This is a genomic window from Lactobacillus sp. ESL0785, from assembly GCF_029395455.1.
Lineage (GTDB): Bacteria > Bacillota > Bacilli > Lactobacillales > Lactobacillaceae > Lactobacillus.
Map to the genome: position 1 here is coordinate 1,317,311 of NZ_CP113916.1, position 18,138 is coordinate 1,335,448.

The window sequence follows — 18,138 nt, forward strand, 5'->3', positions numbered from 1 at the left end:
CGTATTTTTAAATTAGTGAAGCAATGATTTTATTATCTATTGCATAAAATAATCATATATCTTGCTCACCTAACTAATTCCTAATTTTGTTAAATCTTGTCTGACCATGACGCACCAAGTACAAAATTTTGCTTTAGTAGTTGTTCATATATTATTGCTCATTCACATTAATTGATTCAACAAACGTAAATTTGCCATGTTCATAAGTAAATTTCAAAATACAACAATTATGAAAATTATTAACTCGTTCTTTAATTTCTGCGTATGATAACCATTTTTGTAAAAACATAAAGCAGGCACCACCATGACTAACTGCCAAAACTCGTTGATGATTGGGCTGTTCCATAATCGCAGTTAACGTTTGATTCATCCGTTCTTGCACTTGCAAGTCAGATTCACCGCCAAATTGTAGGAAAAAGTCACCATAAGAATGTCGACTGCTATCATCGTGTGGATTTAATTGCTCACTCTGACCTTCAAAGACTCCAAAATTCCATTCTTTCAGGCCTTTAACTCTTTGATACGGCTGCGACGTAATTTTCTCTAGCGTATCACACGCCCGTTCCTGCGTTGACGAATATGCATGATCAAAGATTATTTTATTTTGCTTAAAATAATCTCCTACTGCTTGAGCATCGGCAATTCCCTGCTTTGTTAATGGTGAATCACTTGCTCCCTGAATTCGGTGCAATTGATTAAACAACGTTTGACCATGGCGCATTAAATATAATTCTTTCATTTTGGCTCCTCATCTAATAAAACTTTACCCTCTGGTGGATTTTGATTAATCGCACCAACAATTTTGTGTGGAATATATGGTTCTTCTAAGTAAGCAATATCTTCTGTGGTTAACTTAACTGCCAGGGCATTCGCTGCATCATCAAAATGACTGGCTTTAGTGGCACCAATTATTGGTGCTGCCACGCCTTTAGCCCATAACCAAGCAAGCGCAATCTGCGACATTTTAACATCATATTTTTGTGCCAACTCATTAACGCGCTTAGTAATTTGTAAATCATATTTTTTCGTATGGTCATATTTACCACGAGCCACACGATCAGTCTTACTGCGTAAAGTATTTGCATCCCAACCAGGGCGAGCTAAGCGGCCAGCAGCTAATGGACTATATGGCATTAACGTCACCCCCATTTGCTTACAAATAGGTATTAATTCATGCTCATCTTCACGATAAAGTAAATTATAATGATCTTCCATTGCTGAAAATTGAGTCCAACCATGATCACGAGCCACCAGCTGCATATTGTAAAATTGATAGCCGTACATTGCAGAAGTACCAATTGCCCGTACTTTTCCAGCCTTAACTAAATCATTTAATGCAGACATTGTCTCCTCAATCGGCGTATTATAATCAAAACGGTGAATTAAATACAGATCAAGATAATCTGTTCCTAACCGCTCTAATGTGCCACCAATTTCTCGATTAATGGCTTCATGTGACAAACGCCCTTGATTGAAATAGACCTTAGAAGCAATTACAACTTTGTCCCTTGTTGTCTGTTTTTTTAATGCTTTACCTAAATATTCTTCACCCGTTCCCTTTGAGTAGCTATTAGCTGTATCAAAAAATTAATACCTAGAGCTAATGCATGAGCAACAATTTTTTCTGTTTCTTGTTCACCCAAGGTCCAGTCATGCATTGTGCCGGCTTTACCAAAACTCATTCCACCAACACATAGTTTAGAAATTTTAATATCTGTTTTGCCTAAATTTACGTATTCCATACTGTTTCCTCTATAAATTCGCTCTCTTGCTATCATTATTATAAGAGCTACTATAAATATATGTCTAATACTTATTCAGTATGTGTTACTATAACAAATAAGCATAAGCATAAAATTTTAAAAATAAAAGGGATAATAATGAAACTTAGAGTTTTACGCTATTTTTTAGCCATCATTAATGAACAAAATATTTCACGGGCAGCTGCTAAATTACACGTTTCGCAACCAACTATTTCCCGCCAAATTCATGAACTTGAAACAGAATTGGGTACTCATCTATTTGAACGTGGCAACAAAACAATTAAATTAACTGCCGATGGTGAATATTTAGCGAATCAAGCTAGCCAAATTTTAACCTTAACTAATAAGACGATTGCTAATATTGGTAAAAACAATGAAGTTACCGGCAGTATTTTTATTGGCTGTTCAGAAGCACCCATGCTTGGCACGATTGCTGATGTAATTAAGCAGCTAAACCGAATTGCACCTAAAATTAGTATTACTTTACACAGCTGTGCAGCTAATGAAGTTCACCACAAAATGCAAAACGGTGTATTCGACTTTGGTTTTGTCTTAGAACCTTTCGACAAAACTAAGTATAATTTTTTAACATTGCCCGGAATTACAAGGTGGGGCGTGTTGACAGATCGCCATTCTAGTCTAGCTACTAAAAGTCAAATTAAAGTTGCTGACTTAATTAATAAACCGGTAATCATGCCCGGACGACCTAATAGTCAAACACTTTTAACTAATTGGTTAGGACAAAGCAACTTAAAATTTCAAGTTGTTGCTAACTATAATCTGCTTAATAATGCCGCTATTCTTGCCAAGCATGGCGTTGGGCATGTACTTTGCCTCGATGGCATTGTTAATACGGCTCAGACTAACCTGATTTTCATTCCCCTTGATCCAAAGATAAATATTCATGCCAATTTAATTTGGTCTAAAGAAAGACTACTTTCACATGCAGCACAATTATTTTTAACCCAATTAAAAATTATTTTGCAGCATAACAACTATTAATTAATAAAAAAGATCTGTTGATAAATAATCAACAAATCTTTCATTTTGCAGTTAGTCAGCAGGATATTTTTATGCATGATAACCGCCATTTTTATATTCATTTTGGTATGGCACATGTGCCCATGCTGATACTTCATTCCACGGAACGTGCGTTGCGATTTCATTAGGTACAAAAACAGAATCTGGAGTATTAGCCAAATCATGGGTTGGTGAATATGCCGCTCTCTTAATAATCTCTGCTGCATTTTGACAAGGATGATAACAGTCAAACGTACACTCCACACTACCTTGACCATGCGTATAATTGCGGACAGTTTTAACATAACCTTGCATTTGCTTGACTGGAGCTGATCCTTGTAAAATCTGCAAATTTGAATTAGCACCAACTTCGGGTTCACCAAAAGTCCCCTTCATTTGCTGAATATCACTAATTGCACGACCAACCTGCTGCGTTGGTATTTCTAAGCGAAAATGATACCAGGGTTCAAGCAACTGACACTTTCCTTTGGCCCGAAGAAGCATCAAGCCTTGACGTACGGCTCGCCAAGTTGCTTTTCGAAAATCACCACCTTGAGTGTGCTTATAATTGTAATGGCCACTGACAAACCTAATCTTCATATCTGTAATTGGAGCGCCAATTAATACCCCTAGATGCTCTTTACTGTGCAAATCAAACATGACCTGCTTCTGCCAATTAGGTGCCAAAACTTCACTAGGACATTCATCTGTAATAATTAAGCCACTACCTGCTGGAGCAGGTTCCAAGATCACATGAGTTTCTGCATAATGTCGTAAGGGTTCAAAGTGCCCTGCACCTTCAACTGAATCCGTTACCGTTTCCTTATATAAAATTTTACCAGTACCAAATTTGATATTCAGCTGATAACGTTCTTGCAATAATTGCTGCAATACTTCTAACTGTACTTCACCCATAATTCGAACGCTAATTTCATGACTTTCTGTATTCCAAACCACATGAAGCTGTGGATCTTCATCTTCCAATTCCTTTAGTGCTTTTAAACAAACATGCGGATCATATTTACCAATATTAGCTACATAAGTTAAAACTGGTTGAGTATGCAAATTTTGACCATCTGCTTCTATTCCCAAACCCTGTCCTTGATATGTAGCGGTTAAATTTGGAATCACGCAAACCATGCCGGCAGTGACTTTCTGCGTTACCTGATATTTTTTACCTTGATAAATGCGCAATTGATTAACTTTTTGTCCCTCAAGAAGCTGCTGCTTAGGCTGTAAACTACCACTCATTACCCTGAGCCATGTTAAACGTTCATTTTTTACATTATGAGAAATTTTAAAAATGCGAGCACCAAAGTCAGAAGTTGCAGCTGCTCTAGTTTTTGACCAGTATTCGATTCCAGCTAAAAATTCTTTAATTCCGGTTAACTTAAGGGCGGCACCAAAAAAGCAAGGGAAAATTTGCCGACGCTGAATCATCTTACGCACCGTTTCATTGTTCAACTTTCCCTGCCTTAAATAATCGCCTAAAACTTGATCATCTTGAACAGCAATTTGTTCTTGAAGTGTACTTGATAATTGACCAGCAGTTAATGATAATTCAAGACAAGCAGGAGATAGTTCTTTTTTCAGTTGCTCAATAATAGTTTGTGGGTGCGTATGACTGGCATCCATCTTATTAACAAAAATAAAAGTTGGCACTTGATATTCTTTTAATAAGTGCCATAGTTTCCTTGTATGACTTTGGACACCAGCAGTAGCTGAAATTACCAAAATAGCATAATCCAAGACACGTAATACACTCTCAGTTTGCGAAACAAAATCAATATGCCCGGGCGTATCAAGCAACGTCAATTCTAAATCCTGATAATGTAGGTTGGCTTGGTGAGCAAAAATAGTGATTCCACGTTTCTTTTCAAGTTGATCAGAATCTAAAAAGGCATCGCCATTATCTACTCGCCCTAAATGCCGCAATTCACCTGACTGATAAAGCAAGGCTTCAGCTAACGTTGTTTTACCAGCGTCAACATTAGCTAAAATCCCAGTAACTATCTGCTTCATAATCTTCCTCTTTCACAAACTTAAATTTTATCTAGTCATAACTACCATTAATTTTAACTCAAGATATAGTAAGTGTAACATTAGCTTTTAACTCTAAAACAAAAAAAGATATCCCCATTGGGATATCTTTTTTGATAAACGTAAATCCAAAAAATTAACGTTTTGAGAATTGTGAAGCTTTACGGGCTTTCTTCAAACCTGGCTTCTTTCTTTCAACCATTCTTGGATCACGAGTTAAGAATCCAGCCTTCTTCAAAGGACCACGGAAATCTGGGTCAACTTCAAGAAGAGCACGTGCAACACCTAAACGGATTGCACCAGCTTGACCAGAAAAGCCACCGCCATTAACGTTAACTTTAACATCATATTGACCATCAGTTTCAGTCAAAGTCAATGGTTGCTTTAAATCCTTAACTAAGTTAGGGAATGGAATGTATTGATCAACATCTTTGTTGTTAACAGTAATCTTACCACTGCCTGGTACTAAACGTACACGCGCAACTGCGTCCTTACGACGACCAGTACCTGCATATGCAACTTGTTGTGCCATTATTTAACCTCCTAGATTAATTTATTAATGTCTAATTTTTCAGGCTTTTGTGCTTCGTGCTTATGATCAGCACCAGCATAAACATGCATCTTCATGAATTCTTGGTGACCAAGAGTATTCTTTGGAAGCATACCTTTAACTGACAATTCAACTAATCTAACTGGGTTTTTAGCCAGTAATTCACCAGCAGGAACTGCCTTGATGCCGCCACGCCAACCAGAGTGGTGGTAATAAATCTTATCAGTAGCCTTTTTACCAGTCAACTTAAGTTGAGCAGCATTGATAATGATCACATTATCACCAGTATCAACATTTGGTGTATATTGAGGCTTATTCTTACCTCTTAAAATAGTGGCTACTGCAGTAGACAGACGACCCAAAGATACATCTGTTGCGTCAATAACATACCACTTACGTTCAATTTCATTAGGTTTTGCTAATTGTGTAGTACGCAATGTAAATTCCTCCGTTTATACGTTGTTTGAAAACAATAAGTTTCCGGGGCCTATCATGGACAAACATACTGTATTAGGATACGTCCTTTTTAAACAAATGTCAATATTAATCAATATCTTGCCGATATTTTTTAGGCAAATCTTCATAAAAAACATGATAAAGAAACAATCCACTTGCCTGAGCAGTTTCTCTAACCTGCTCGCGATCTTTTGCCTTTATTACCCGGGGAATATCATTAAGTGGTCGTTTGCCATTACCAATTTCAAGCAGCATCGCAACTAAAATTCGCACCATATTATATAAAAAACCTGAACAAATAAAATCAAAAACAATTTCATTTGCTTTTTCGTTTTTTTGAACATTGACATAGTACATTGTTCGCACTTTATTTTTAATTTGACCACCACTAGCAGCAAAACTAGTAAAATCATGGGTACCAATTAAATCTCGAGCAGCAGTTTGCATCTTTACTTCATCAACCGGGTAAGGATAATGCCCCGTATAAAAACGTTTAAAAGGATCAACAAAACGATCTAAACTTACACGATAACGATACCATTTTCCCTTAGCACTATAACGAACGTGAAATTGCTCATCGACAATTGCGCATTCTTTAAAGACTATATCTAGTGGCATAATTGAATTAAGTGCACAGATCATGCGTTCTGGTGGAATCTTATTTCCTGGGTAATCAAAATGAATTACCTGACCAATTGCATGTACGCCAGCATCCGTTCTTCCTGATCCTTCAACCACAACCTTTTTGCCCTTAGTCATTTTATTTAACGCCGCCTCAATAGTTCCCTGAACTGTTCTTTGATGTGGCTGTGACTGAAAGCCATGAAACAAATGCCCATCATATGCAAGCGTCATTTTATATCTTGTAATCATTAATGTGTCCTAAAAATCAACAACAATCCGGTTAAAATAACAAAATAACCCAAATTTAACCAATCATACTTCGACCAACTTAAGATTCGGTAGCGAGTCCTACCCTTATCACCCTGGTACCCACGTGATTCCATTGCTGTTGACAAATCAACAGCCGTTTCAAGCGAACTAATAAATAACGGAATTAATAATGGGGTTATTGCTTTAGCTCTGGTAATTAAACCGCCATGATTAAAGTCCGCTCCTCGTGAACGCTGAGCATTCATAATTTTAAAAGTTTCATCAAAAAGTGTTGGAACAAAGCGTAAAGCAATAGACATCACCAAAGCAATTTTATCAACTGGAACTCTTAATAGTTTTAGTGGTGTTAATAGCCATTCCATCGCATCAGCAATTTCAAGTGGCATTGTTGTTACTGTCATAACAGTTGAAATTAAAATAATGACAGTAAAGCGAATAAAAATATAAATTGCGTTTTCAATTCCATAACTAGAAATTGAAAAAATAGTCCATTGCCAATACACAGTTCCACCAACTGTAAAAAATAATTGCAAAAGCGATGTAAAAAAGATTAACCAAATTAAGGGTCTAATCCCATCCCAAAATATTTTCAATTTTAACTTAGTTGCAGCTACGGCAATTAAACTAAAAACAATTAGCAAGAAATATGTTATCGGATTATTGGCTATAAAAATAACCAAAATAAATAAAATAGTTGCAAGTAATTTCCCACGCGGATCCATTTTATAAACAAGTGAATTTCCAGGAACATAGCGGCCAATTAAGATTTTGCTCATGCATTACCATCCCTTAAATTTTGCTCAATACCTCTAACTAATTCATCTCGAGTAAGCGGTGGCTCAAAAAAGGCAAAATTCGTTAGTTTAGCAGCAAATAACGACGATTGTGGTTCATCTAGATGGTGCTCTTTTACCCACTCACGTTTTTTAAATATTTCTCTAGGACTAGCATGCTTAATCAACCTGCCTTTTTCCATGACTAATACATCATCAGCATAATTTGCAACATCATTCATATTGTGTGTAACTAAAATAACAGTATGCCCAGCCTTTTGATATTCCGCAAACAATGCCATCATTTGTTTGCGTGCACGCGGGTCAAGACCAGCAGCAGGTTCATCCAGACATAAAATATCTGGCTCATATGCTAACACGCCGGCAATCGCCACACGCCGCATTTGACCACCAGATAAATCAAATGGTGACTTTGTACCTAATTCTGCTGGCAAGCCAACTTTTTTTAGCCACTTTTGTGCTACCTTCTTAGCTTCTTCTGGACTATAACCAAAATTGCGGGGACCAAAAGCAATATCATCAATTACCGTATTTTCAAATAATTGTGCTTCAGGAAATTGAAAAACTAGACTAACATGGCGGCGCAAAGGCTTTAATCCCTTATTAGTTGTTTCTGGCGTAATCACCGTATCAGCAATTTTGATTTGCCCACTTGTCGGCTTTAAAAGAGCATTAAAATGTTGCATTAACGTCGACTTGCCACTACCAGTATGACCAATAATAGCAACAAATGAGCCATCCTGCAGTTTAAAACTGACATCATCTAACCCCTTTTTTTCAAGTGGCGAATCTGGCGCATACGTATAGCTTACTTGCTTGAATTCAATTGACATAAAAACTTAATCAACTCTTTTTCTGAACTAACTGCCTGTGGAATATCAACACCGTCTTTAACCAATCTATCTTTTACTTGTTCAAAAAAGGGTACATCTAACCCCAAACTTTTAAGTAATTGAACTTTGCTAAAGACTTTTTCAGCACTGCCTTGCTCAATCAGCTTACCATCATTCATTACAACTACTTGATCAGCTAAATCAGCTTCATCAATATCATGCGTAATCGAAATAACAGTCAAATCATACTTTTCTTTCATTTGCCGAACAATTTGTAAGATTTGGTTTCGCCCTTCCGGATCAAGCATTGAAGTTGCCTCATCTAAGACAATAATTTTCGGTCTAATGGCTAAAATACCAGCAATTGCTACACGCTGCTTCTGCCCCCCTGAGAGACTAGCAGGTTCCGAATTAGTGTAGTCAGCCATTCCTACTGCTTTTATCGCTTCAGGAACTATTTTAAGCATTTCTGAGCGCGGAACGCCTCTATTTTCCAAGCCAAATGCAACATCATCTGCAACAGTTGCCCCTACAAATTGATTATCCGGATTTTGAAAAACAACACCAATTTTATTTCTAATCTTCCAAACCGTTTCATCATTGAGAACAACGCCATCAACTTCAATTTCAGAATTAGTACTGTCATCGGGAACTAATAATCCATTAATCAATCTAATAATTGTCGATTTGCCGCTGCCATTGTGACCAATGATTGATGTCCAAGAACCTCGCTGAATATCCAAACTAATCTTGTCAATTGCCGGAATTTTTGTATCAGGATATGTAAAGGTTATATTTCTAATTTTTATAATACTATCTTTTACCATCTATCTATCACCCTAAACCACTTGTCTTGATTATACCAAAAAAAAGGCAAAAAAAATCACCCATGAAGAGGGATAATTCACATTATCTAAGCTAGACTAAACTTTCGTCATCATCTTGGCGCTTATTCTCACTTTCATGGATAATTCTTAATAGCTATTAAGTTTTTGTTATTCTAAATTAAACTAATTCAAGAATAACCATTGGAGCACCATCGCCTCTACGAGCTTTGGCTAACTTCAAAATTCGGGTGTAACCACCATTACGGTCTTGGTAACGAGGTGCAATATCACTAAAAAGCTTTTGCAATGCTGATTTAACAACAACTGCATCTTTTTCTTCATGGATATCAGCAACTTCATCACGTACAAAAGCAGCAGCCTTTCTTCTAGCAGCTAAATCGCCACGCTTACCTAAAGTAATCATCTTTTCAGCAGTTTTGCGAATTTCTTTTGCACGAGTTTCAGTAGTAACAATGCGTTCTTTCATGAACAATTGAGTTGTCATTTCACGCAGCATTGCTTTTCTTTGTGAGCTATCCCAACCTAATTTACGGTATGCCATCAGTTTACCTCCTTTTATTTTTAATTAATCTTCCTGACGAAGTGAAAGTCCCAAGTCAGCTAATTTGTTTTTAACTTCTTCCAATGATTTACGTCCTAAGTTACGTACCCGCATCATATCTGCTTCTGTCTTATCAGTCAATTCTTGCAAAGTATTAATCCCTGCTCGTTTAAGACAATTATAAGAACGGACAGAAAGATCGAGCTCTTCAATTGTCATTTCAAGCTTCTTTTCTGCGGTATCGTCTTCTTTTTCAACCATAACATCATCGAATTTTGTGCTTGCATCAGCAGTTTCAAACACTTTAAAGTGTTCTACCAAAATTTTAGCAGCAAAACTAAGGGCGTCATTAGGTTTGATTGAACCATCAGTCCAAATCTCTAAAGTGAGTTTATCAAAGTCGTCTCTTTTACCGACACGAGTTGATTCAACTTGGTAATTAACCTTTTTAATCGGTGAGAAAAGAGAATCAACTGGAATTACACCAATTGGCATATCCTCACTCTTATTGTCGCTTGCTGCAACATATCCACGACCGTTTTTAACGGCAATTTGCATATGCAAGTGACCACCATCGGCAATAGTACAGATATATTGATCAGGATTCAAAATTTGAATATCCGCATCAACCTTTAAATCATCTGCAGTTACCGTAGCTGGTCCTTCAATATCTAATTCAATTAGCTTTTGTTCATCTGAAAAAGACTTTAACTCAAGCTTCTTTAGATTAAGGATCATTTTAGCTACGTCTTCTCTAACACCAGGAACTGTTGAAAATTCGTGCAAAACACCATCAATTTGAACATAAACAAGTCCTGCACCTGGAATAGATGTAAGTAAAACTCTACGTAATGAGTTACCTAAAGTAGTACCAAAGCCTCGTTCAAGTGGTTCAATAACAAATTTACCGTAAGACTTCTCTTGGTCAACAACGGTAATATTTGGTTTTTCAAATTCAATCATTACTAGGCCCCTTTCAAAACGCAACGTCCTTCATTAAGAACAAAATTATACACGACGACGTTTTGGTGGTCTAGAACCATTGTGGGGAACTGGCGTAACATCACGAATTGCTGTAATTTCAAGACCAGTAGCTTGTAAAGATCTGATTGCTGATTCACGACCAGAACCAGGTCCCTTAACTGAAACTTCTACATGCTTCATTCCTTGGTCCATTGCACTCTTAGCTGCTGCTTCAGCTGCCATTTGAGCTGCAAATGGAGTAGACTTACGACTACCCTTAAAGCCCAATGCACCGGCTGAAGACCAAGCAACTGCATTACCTTGAACGTCAGTAATCATGACTAAAGTATTATTAAACGTAGAATGAATATGAGCAACGCCTTTTTCAACGTGCTTCTTCACACGACGCTTACGTGCTGTTTTAGGCATCAATAAACCTCCTTATAAATTATTTATTTTTCTTACTACCCTTACGAGTACGGGCATTATTCTTGGTATTTTGGCCACGAACTGGAAGTCCACGGCGGTGACGCATACCACGGTAAGAACCAATATCAATTAACCGCTTGATATTCATGCTAACTTGTCTACGCAAGTCACCTTCAACACGGTATTTATCAACTTCTGCGCGAAGTTTTTCTTGATCATCTGGAGTCAAATCTTTTGAACGTATGTCTTCAGAAACACCAGCATCCGCACAAATTTTTTGAGCTGTTGGTTCACCAATACCATAAATATATGTTAAAGCAACAACTATTCTTTTATCTCTTGGTAAGTCAACACCAGCAATACGTGCCATAAATTGCACCTCCTATTTTATTTTTAACCTTGACGTTGCTTGTGCTTAGGATTTGCAGAACAAATAACCATCACACGGCCATGTCTTTTAATAATCTTACAATGTTCACACATTGGTTTAACAGATGGTCTAACCTTCATGTCTACCTCCGTTATTACTTTATAAACCGATACGTAATTCTACCTTTTGTTAAATCGTAAGGAGAAAGTTCCACCGTAACACGGTCACCAGGTAAAATTCGAATATAGTGCATCCTAATTTTCCCAGAAACATGTGCTAAAATCACAGCTCCATTTTCCAATTCAACTTTAAACATAGCATTAGGTAAAGTATCTACTACTTTACCCTTTACTTCAATGACATCATCTTTTGCCAAAGTAATTCCTCCGCAATTAAACAGTCATACTTTGAAATTATAACACGTAATAGTAAATAAACAAATTATTGTTTTTTACTCAATACCTCATCTACATCTTCAAAAACTTTTTCTGGACTTTGTTCACCATTAATTACAGTCAACAAACCCTTTTCTTCGTAATAGTCTTTCAAAGGTGTATTCATCTTTTCATTAACTTCTAAACGATTCTTAACTACTTCTGGTTTGTCATCCTCACGTTGATAAAACTCATGGGAACCACAACGATCACATGTATCCTTTTCTTTAGGCATTTTTGTAATCTTATTGTAAGTTGCACCACAGTTCTTACACATAAAGCGTGCTGACAACCGGTTAACTAACGTTTCTTCCTTAACTTCAAGTGAAATTACACTTGTTAAAGGTTTACTAAGTCGCTCAGTAATACCATCTAGCAATTCTGCTTGCACAGTTGTCCGTGGAAAGCCATCTAAAATATAGCCTTCGTGAATATCGGGTTGAGCTAACCGCTCTTCAACCAATTTAGCAGTAACTTCATCTGGTACCAAGTTACCCTTATCGATATAACTTTTAGCTTCAAGACCAACTTTGGTCTCATTAGCCATTGCTTCCCTAAACATATCCCCAGTTGAAATATGAGTTAGGTGATATTTATCAACAATTTGCTCAGATACTGTACCTTTGCCAGCACCAGGCAATCCCAAAAGAATTAAGTTAATCATTTATCTATTTCCTATCTGATGAATCCAACATATTCCCGTTTCATTAATAAACCATTAATTTGACGAGATAACTCAAGAACTACCCCAATAACAATTAACAGGCTCGTTCCACCTAAACCAATTGAACTTGGTAAATCCCAAAAATTAGTAGCAAGCTGTGGCAATAAAGCAACCAAGCCTAAAAATACAGATCCAACTGTTGACAATCTAATCAATAGTTTAGAAACATAATCTTGTGTATCTTTACCAGGCCAAACACTTGGGATATACGCACCCTGTTTTTGCAAATTCTTCGACAACTTCTCAGGATTAACCTGAACGAAAGCATAGAAAAATGTAAACAAAATAATCAGCAATGTATAAATAATTACTCCAGGCGTAGTTTGCATGCTAAAGATATTAGTCATTACCTTGTACCATTGTTGGTCGCCTTGAGACTTTTGAAAGGCCATTAAAATGGTCGCTGGCGTGATAATAAACGAACTAGCAAAAATTACTGGAATAACACCGGAAACATTTACTTTTAATGGTAAAAAACTCTCTGATCCACTAACAGTTGCTCGTTTTGTATATTGAATTGGAATACGACGATCTGCTTGTTCAACCCATGTAACTATTTGCGTTACGATAAGTATGGCAATGATAATCGCGATGAAGAACAAGATACCTTGTAAACGATCACTCGCATTATTATTGATAATATCTTCCTTATAAATCTGCCATAGACCGCGTGGAAGTCGAGCAATAATACCAGCAAAAATAATCACAGAAACTCCATTGCCAAGACCTTTATCAGTGATTTCATCACCAAGCCAGGTAAGCAACATTGTTCCAGCTGTCATAATAACAGCAATTTCAACATAAGTCTGCCACGTTTGTGACTTAACAAGTCCCATTTGTGTTAACGCATTAAAGCCAAGTGTAATACCAATACTTTGTACAAAAGCAACAGCTAATGCCAACCATCTAGTAACTTGATTTGTCTTGCGCCGACCCACTTCACCTTGTTTTCCCCATTCTACTAAAACCGGAACTATATCCATCTGCAACAATTGAATAACAATTTGTGCTGTAATATAGGGAGAAACTCCAAGTGAAAAAATTGAATAATTATCTAGTCCACCACCAGAAACAGTATCAAGCATGGGAACTAAACCAGTCTGTGCAACTTGAGTAATCGCTTTTGCATTTACACCTGGAACAGTAATATTAGCTCCGATGCGATACAACAACAGGATAAAAAGAGTAAAATAAATTTTATTTCTTATTTCTTTATCCTTAAAGGCGTTCTTCAAGGTCGAAAACATTAGATCACCTCAACAGATCCGCCAGCAGCTTCTACTGCTTTCTTGGCAGCTGCAGAAACTTTGTTAACCTTTACAGTTAACTTAACTTTCAACTCACCTTTAGCAAGTAATTTAACACCTGATAATTCTTTCTTTATCAAGCCCATGTCTTTAAGACTTGCAACAGTTACTTCACTGTTATCATCGAACTTATTCAAGTCATCTAAATTAATAATTGCGTATTCTTTACGATTGACATTCTTAAAACCACGCTTAGGCATAGTTCTGAATAATGGCATTTGACCACCTTCAAAACCTAAACGAGTGTGGCCACCTTGACGAGCCAATTGACCCTTTTGACCACGGCCAGAAGTCTTACCATAACCACTTGAAGTACCACGTCCAACACGTTTTCTGGTTGAACGTGAGCCAACAGCCGCATGTAATTCATTAAGCTTCATTAATTCGGCACCTCCTCAATAATTATTTATTAACTTCTTCAACAGAAATTAAGTGGGCAATTTTCATTAATGCACCACGAGTAGCAGCGTTGTCTGGTAAAACAACTGAACTGCTGATTCTACCTAAGCCAAGAGCCTTAACAACTTTCTTTTGGTTAGGTAGACGGTGCGCAACACTTCTAATTAAAGTAACTTTTAATTCAGTCATTTATAGTCTCCCTAATCTAAATCTGCGTGACGAAGCTTTTCAACTTCTTCACTAGTTCTAAGCTTCTTCAATCCATCGATCGCTGCGCGAACAACATTGATTGGCGTATTTGAACCAAGTGACTTAGAAGTAACATCAGCGATACCAGCCATATCCATAACGATACGAACAGCACCACCAGCAGCAATACCTGAACCAGCTGGAGCTGGCTTAAATAAAATGCTACCTGAGCCATAATGACCAATTACTTCATGAGGAATGGTAGTTCCAACCTTAGGAACATTGATCATGTTCTTTTTACCAGCTTCAACGGCCTTACGGATTGCTTCTGGAACTTCTTGAGCTTTACCAGTACCAAAGCCTACACGACCTTTTTTGTCGCCAACAACTACTAAGGCAGCAAATCTCATTCGTTGACCACCCTTGACAACCTTGGTGACACGATTAATTGCTACTAACTGATCTTCGATGTCGTCCTTATTTCTGCGATTATTACGAGAATCGTTGCGGTTTGCCATGTATTATTCTCCTTCCCTAGAAATCTAATCCGTTTTCACGAGCGGCATCTGCCAAAGCTGAAATACGGCCGTGGTATAGATAACCACTTCTATCAAACACAATGTTTGAAATGTTCTTAGCTTTAGCTGCTTCAGCAATAGCCTTACCAACAGCCTGAGCTTGTTCTACCTTAGTTGAACCTTTAACAGAATCATCTAAAGTTGAGGCACTTGCTAGCGTTACACCCTCTACATCATCAATTAATTGAGCGTAGATGTTCTTGTTTGAACGGAAAACACTTAAGCGTGGGCGCTCAGCAGTACCAGAAATCTTGCTACGAATACGTTTATGACGCTTTAAGCGCAATTTGTTCTTATCTGGTTTTGAAATCACAATTTCACCTCAAAAAAATTAATTATTATTTACCTGTCTTACCTTCCTTACGACGTACATATTCGTCAACATAACGAATACCTTTACCCTTGTAAGGTTCTGGTGGACGTACATCGCGAATTTCAGCAGCAAATTGTCCAACATTTTGCTTTGAAATTCCTTCTACTTCAATATCAGTTGCTGAAGTAGCTTTAACAGAAACACCTTTAGGTGCGGTCATTACTACTGGATGAGAGTAGCCAACATTTAAAGTTAACTTGTCACCTTGTGCAGTAGCCCGGTAACCAACACCAATTAACTTCAAAGACTTCTTGTAGCCAGTAACTACACCTTCAACCATTGATGCTAAATTTGCTCTTTCAGTACCATGAAGTGCTTTATCATTTTCACTTGAACGTGAAAAATTAATTTTGCCATCCTCTTGCTTAAAAGTAATTTTAGGATCGAAGTATCTAGTTAATTCACCCTTTGGGCCTTTAACAGTAATATTGTCACCTTTCTTGGTAACAGTGACACTGTCTGGGACTTCAATTGTTTTTAAACCTATACGGCTCATTGATTGTTCTCCTTTCTGTCAGAATTACCAAACGTAGGCAATAACTTCGCCGCCAACGTTTTCTTGTCTAGCTTCTTTATCGGTAATTACACCAGCAGAAGTAGAAACGACGGCAATACCTAAACCATTAAGAACTTTAGGTAAATTTTCAGCACTAACATAATTTCTAAGACCTGGCTTAGAAATCCGCTTTAAGCCTGAAATGACACGTTCTCCGTTTGGACCGTATTTCAAGAAAATCTTGATCACACCTTGTTTATTGTCATCAGTAACTTCGTAATCACGGATGAAACCTTCGCGTTTCAAAATTTCTGAAATAGATTTTTTAATATTTGATGCAGGAATTTCAACTGAACTATGCTTTGCCATATTGGCATTTCTAATTCTAGTCAAGTAATCTGCGATCGGATCTGTCATGACCATTTATGCTATCCTCCTAACCGTATTACCAACTAGCCTTTTTAAGACCTGGGATTTGACCTTTGTGAGCTAAATCCTTCAGGCAAATACGGCATAAGCCAAATTTACGATAAACTGAATGTGGACGACCACATCTCTCACAACGAGTATATTCGCGTGAAGAAAATTTAGCAGGACGATGATTTCTAATTTTTTGTGATGTTTTAGCCATTAATGTCCTCCATTATTTTGCAAACGGCATACCAAACTGACCTAAAAGCTCACGAGCTTCTTCATCAGTATTGGCAGTAGTAACGATAACAACATCTAAACCTCTAGTACGATTAACTTTATCAAAGTCAATTTCTGGGAAAATTAATTGTTCCTTAATACCTAAGGTATAGTTACCACGACCATCGAATGAACGACTTGAAACACCACGGAAGTCACGAACACGTGGAAGTGAAACATTGACTAACTTGTATAAGAAATCATACATTCTATTGCCTCTAAGAGTAACCTTAGCACCGATAGACATACCTTCACGTAAACGGAAGTTAGCGATTGACTTCTTAGCCTTAGTAACTAATGGCTTTTGACCAGAAATCAAAGTTAATTCTTCAACTGCTTCATCTAAGTTCTTAGCATTGGAAACTGCGTCACCAACACCCATGTTCAAAACGATTTTTTCGATCTTTGGTACTTGCATAACTGAGTCATAATCAAACTTCTCTTGTAATGCAGGAACAATTTTTTCTTTATATTCTTGAGCTAAATAACTTGCCATTTGTGTCCTCCCTTCTACTTCTTAGTTTCTTCTTTTTTACTTTCAGCTTTAGCAATAACTTTAACGTTTGATGCGTGAATTGAACCTTCTGATTCAACTACACCACCATTAGCATTACTTTGTGAAGGCTTTTCGTGTTTCTTAATCTTATTAACGCCCTTAACAACCACACGGTTCTTCTTAACGTTAACAGAAAGAACTACACCTTCTTTGCCTTTATCTTTTCCGGTAATAACTTTTACTTTGTCGCCAGTTTTAACAAACATCAGTGCACCTCACTTAATTATAAGACTTCAGGAGCAAGAGAGACGATCTTCATAAAGTCGTGCTCACGTAGCTCACGTGCAACAGGCCCAAAGATACGAGTACCACGTGGACTCTTATCTGCATTAATTACTACGCCAGCATTTTCATCAAACTTAATGTATGAACCATCTTCACGGCGTGCGCCTGATTTTGTTCTAACAATGACAGCTTTGACAACGTCACCTTTTTTGACAACGCCACCTGGTGTTGCTTGTTTAACAGTTGCTACCACGATATCACCAATGTTACCGGTCTTACGTTTTGATCCACCTAAGACTCTAATAACTAAAAGCTCTCTGGCACCAGAGTTATCAGCAACTCTCAAACGGGATTCATTTTGAATCACTGTATAATCCTCCCCTCACTAAATCCGCAAAATTAAACAGATTTCTTAACAATTTCAACTAAACGAAAGCGCTTTGTACGAGATAATGGACGAGTTTCCATGATACGAACAGTATCGCCAACTTTAGCTTCATTATTTTCGTCTTGTGCATAGTATTTCTTAGAATATCTAATACGCTTCTTATAAACAGGGTGATTCTTATAAGTATCAACTACAACAGTGATAGTTTTGTCATTCTTATCAGAAACTACACGACCTTGATATACGTGACGATGATTTCTTTCGATTGATTCGCTCAA

28 protein-coding genes and 1 pseudogene are annotated in these 18,138 nt (G+C 37.2%); 1 reads left to right on the forward strand and 28 read right to left on the reverse strand.

Annotation, left to right across the window (positions count from 1 at the left end):
* Positions 1 to 151 precede the first annotated feature (151 nt).
* On the reverse strand, positions 152 to 739 hold the full coding sequence (locus OZY43_RS06290) for a histidine phosphatase family protein (protein WP_277164210.1): 588 nt from the start codon (positions 737 to 739) through the stop codon (positions 152 to 154).
* Positions 736 to 1,742, reverse strand: a pseudogene (locus OZY43_RS06295) (aldo/keto reductase). Before OZY43_RS06295 ends, OZY43_RS06290 begins: the two are co-directional and overlap by 4 nt.
* A gap of 138 nt (positions 1,743 to 1,880) precedes the next feature.
* Between OZY43_RS06295 and OZY43_RS06300 the strand changes: the two are divergent.
* Complete coding sequence (locus OZY43_RS06300; RefSeq protein ID WP_277164211.1) at positions 1,881 to 2,765, forward strand: LysR family transcriptional regulator; 885 nt, start codon at positions 1,881 to 1,883, stop codon at positions 2,763 to 2,765.
* 69 nt (positions 2,766 to 2,834) lie between these two features.
* On the opposite strand, the gene OZY43_RS06305 is transcribed toward OZY43_RS06300, so the two are convergent.
* The 26 genes from OZY43_RS06305 to rpsQ form a co-directional block, all read right to left on the reverse strand.
* Positions 2,835 to 4,805, reverse strand: coding sequence for a GTP-binding protein (locus tag OZY43_RS06305; RefSeq protein ID WP_277164212.1), 1,971 nt, complete (start codon positions 4,803 to 4,805; stop codon positions 2,835 to 2,837).
* Positions 4,806 to 4,959: 154 nt separating this feature from the next.
* Positions 4,960 to 5,355, reverse strand: coding sequence for a 30S ribosomal protein S9 (gene rpsI, locus OZY43_RS06310; RefSeq protein WP_277164213.1), 396 nt, complete (start codon positions 5,353 to 5,355; stop codon positions 4,960 to 4,962).
* Between the two features lie 11 nt (positions 5,356 to 5,366).
* Complete coding sequence (gene rplM, locus OZY43_RS06315; RefSeq protein ID WP_277164214.1) at positions 5,367 to 5,810, reverse strand: 50S ribosomal protein L13; 444 nt, start codon at positions 5,808 to 5,810, stop codon at positions 5,367 to 5,369.
* Between the two features lie 106 nt (positions 5,811 to 5,916).
* Positions 5,917 to 6,702 carry a tRNA pseudouridine(38-40) synthase TruA gene (gene truA, locus OZY43_RS06320; RefSeq protein WP_277164215.1) on the reverse strand — a complete coding sequence of 262 codons (786 nt, stop codon included), beginning with the start codon at positions 6,700 to 6,702 and terminating at the stop codon, positions 5,917 to 5,919.
* Positions 6,702 to 7,499 carry an energy-coupling factor transporter transmembrane component T gene (locus OZY43_RS06325; RefSeq protein ID WP_277164216.1) on the reverse strand — a complete coding sequence of 266 codons (798 nt, stop codon included), beginning with the start codon at positions 7,497 to 7,499 and terminating at the stop codon, positions 6,702 to 6,704. The genes truA and OZY43_RS06325 overlap by 1 nt, the downstream gene beginning before the upstream one ends.
* A complete protein-coding gene (locus OZY43_RS06330; protein WP_277164217.1) occupies positions 7,496 to 8,350 on the reverse strand; it encodes an energy-coupling factor transporter ATPase in 855 nt (284 codons plus the stop codon). The genes OZY43_RS06325 and OZY43_RS06330 overlap by 4 nt, the downstream gene beginning before the upstream one ends.
* On the reverse strand, positions 8,326 to 9,177 hold the full coding sequence (locus OZY43_RS06335) for an energy-coupling factor ABC transporter ATP-binding protein (RefSeq protein ID WP_277164218.1): 852 nt from the start codon (positions 9,175 to 9,177) through the stop codon (positions 8,326 to 8,328). The genes OZY43_RS06330 and OZY43_RS06335 overlap by 25 nt, the downstream gene beginning before the upstream one ends.
* Positions 9,178 to 9,355: 178 nt before the next feature.
* The gene (gene rplQ, locus OZY43_RS06340; RefSeq protein ID WP_277164219.1) at positions 9,356 to 9,739 is read right to left on the reverse strand and encodes a 50S ribosomal protein L17; all 384 of its coding nucleotides are present in this window, start codon (positions 9,737 to 9,739) and stop codon (positions 9,356 to 9,358) included.
* 24 nt (positions 9,740 to 9,763) lie between these two features.
* Positions 9,764 to 10,702, reverse strand: coding sequence for a DNA-directed RNA polymerase subunit alpha (locus OZY43_RS06345; protein WP_277164220.1), 939 nt, complete (start codon positions 10,700 to 10,702; stop codon positions 9,764 to 9,766).
* A 45-nt stretch (positions 10,703 to 10,747) separates the two neighbouring features.
* Complete coding sequence (gene rpsK, locus OZY43_RS06350; RefSeq protein WP_277130594.1) at positions 10,748 to 11,131, reverse strand: 30S ribosomal protein S11; 384 nt, start codon at positions 11,129 to 11,131, stop codon at positions 10,748 to 10,750.
* A 19-nt stretch (positions 11,132 to 11,150) separates the two neighbouring features.
* A complete protein-coding gene (gene rpsM / locus OZY43_RS06355; protein WP_277130593.1) occupies positions 11,151 to 11,501 on the reverse strand; it encodes a 30S ribosomal protein S13 in 351 nt (116 codons plus the stop codon).
* A gap of 23 nt (positions 11,502 to 11,524) precedes the next feature.
* Positions 11,525 to 11,641, reverse strand: a complete 117-nt coding sequence (rpmJ, locus tag OZY43_RS06360; RefSeq protein WP_003647815.1) for a 50S ribosomal protein L36 — start codon at positions 11,639 to 11,641, stop codon at positions 11,525 to 11,527.
* Positions 11,642 to 11,655: 14 nt separating this feature from the next.
* A complete protein-coding gene (gene infA, locus OZY43_RS06365; protein WP_034980408.1) occupies positions 11,656 to 11,877 on the reverse strand; it encodes a translation initiation factor IF-1 in 222 nt (73 codons plus the stop codon).
* Between the two features lie 65 nt (positions 11,878 to 11,942).
* A complete protein-coding gene (locus OZY43_RS06370) occupies positions 11,943 to 12,599 on the reverse strand; it encodes an adenylate kinase (protein WP_277164221.1) in 657 nt (218 codons plus the stop codon).
* Positions 12,600 to 12,610: 11 nt separating this feature from the next.
* Complete coding sequence (gene secY / locus OZY43_RS06375; protein ID WP_277164222.1) at positions 12,611 to 13,906, reverse strand: preprotein translocase subunit SecY; 1,296 nt, start codon at positions 13,904 to 13,906, stop codon at positions 12,611 to 12,613.
* Complete coding sequence (gene rplO / locus OZY43_RS06380; RefSeq protein WP_277164223.1) at positions 13,906 to 14,346, reverse strand: 50S ribosomal protein L15; 441 nt, start codon at positions 14,344 to 14,346, stop codon at positions 13,906 to 13,908. The genes secY and rplO overlap by 1 nt, the downstream gene beginning before the upstream one ends.
* Before the next feature lie 22 nt (positions 14,347 to 14,368).
* The gene (gene rpmD, locus OZY43_RS06385) at positions 14,369 to 14,554 is read right to left on the reverse strand and encodes a 50S ribosomal protein L30 (RefSeq protein ID WP_277164224.1); all 186 of its coding nucleotides are present in this window, start codon (positions 14,552 to 14,554) and stop codon (positions 14,369 to 14,371) included.
* Between the two features lie 11 nt (positions 14,555 to 14,565).
* Positions 14,566 to 15,072 (reverse strand): 30S ribosomal protein S5, encoded by a 507-nt coding sequence (rpsE, locus tag OZY43_RS06390; protein WP_277130588.1) that lies wholly within the window; start codon positions 15,070 to 15,072, stop codon positions 14,566 to 14,568.
* Positions 15,073 to 15,088: 16 nt separating this feature from the next.
* The gene (gene rplR / locus OZY43_RS06395) at positions 15,089 to 15,445 is read right to left on the reverse strand and encodes a 50S ribosomal protein L18 (protein ID WP_277164225.1); all 357 of its coding nucleotides are present in this window, start codon (positions 15,443 to 15,445) and stop codon (positions 15,089 to 15,091) included.
* A 25-nt stretch (positions 15,446 to 15,470) separates the two neighbouring features.
* Positions 15,471 to 16,001 (reverse strand): 50S ribosomal protein L6, encoded by a 531-nt coding sequence (gene rplF / locus OZY43_RS06400; RefSeq protein WP_277164226.1) that lies wholly within the window; start codon positions 15,999 to 16,001, stop codon positions 15,471 to 15,473.
* A 24-nt stretch (positions 16,002 to 16,025) separates the two neighbouring features.
* Entirely contained in the window at positions 16,026 to 16,424 is a 399-nt protein-coding gene (gene rpsH / locus OZY43_RS06405) for a 30S ribosomal protein S8 (RefSeq protein ID WP_277164227.1), read from the reverse strand.
* 22 nt (positions 16,425 to 16,446) lie between these two features.
* A complete protein-coding gene (locus OZY43_RS06410) occupies positions 16,447 to 16,632 on the reverse strand; it encodes a type Z 30S ribosomal protein S14 (RefSeq protein WP_046307561.1) in 186 nt (61 codons plus the stop codon).
* A 12-nt stretch (positions 16,633 to 16,644) separates the two neighbouring features.
* A complete protein-coding gene (gene rplE, locus OZY43_RS06415) occupies positions 16,645 to 17,187 on the reverse strand; it encodes a 50S ribosomal protein L5 (protein ID WP_277164228.1) in 543 nt (180 codons plus the stop codon).
* Positions 17,188 to 17,201: 14 nt separating this feature from the next.
* Positions 17,202 to 17,453, reverse strand: a complete 252-nt coding sequence (gene rplX, locus OZY43_RS06420) for a 50S ribosomal protein L24 (RefSeq protein WP_277164229.1) — start codon at positions 17,451 to 17,453, stop codon at positions 17,202 to 17,204.
* 17 nt (positions 17,454 to 17,470) lie between these two features.
* Positions 17,471 to 17,839: a 50S ribosomal protein L14 gene (gene rplN, locus OZY43_RS06425; protein ID WP_277130582.1), complete on the reverse strand. Its 369-nt coding sequence runs from the start codon at positions 17,837 to 17,839 to the stop codon at positions 17,471 to 17,473.
* Positions 17,840 to 17,871: 32 nt separating this feature from the next.
* On the reverse strand, positions 17,872 to 18,138 hold the full coding sequence (rpsQ, locus tag OZY43_RS06430; protein WP_277130581.1) for a 30S ribosomal protein S17: 267 nt from the start codon (positions 18,136 to 18,138) through the stop codon (positions 17,872 to 17,874).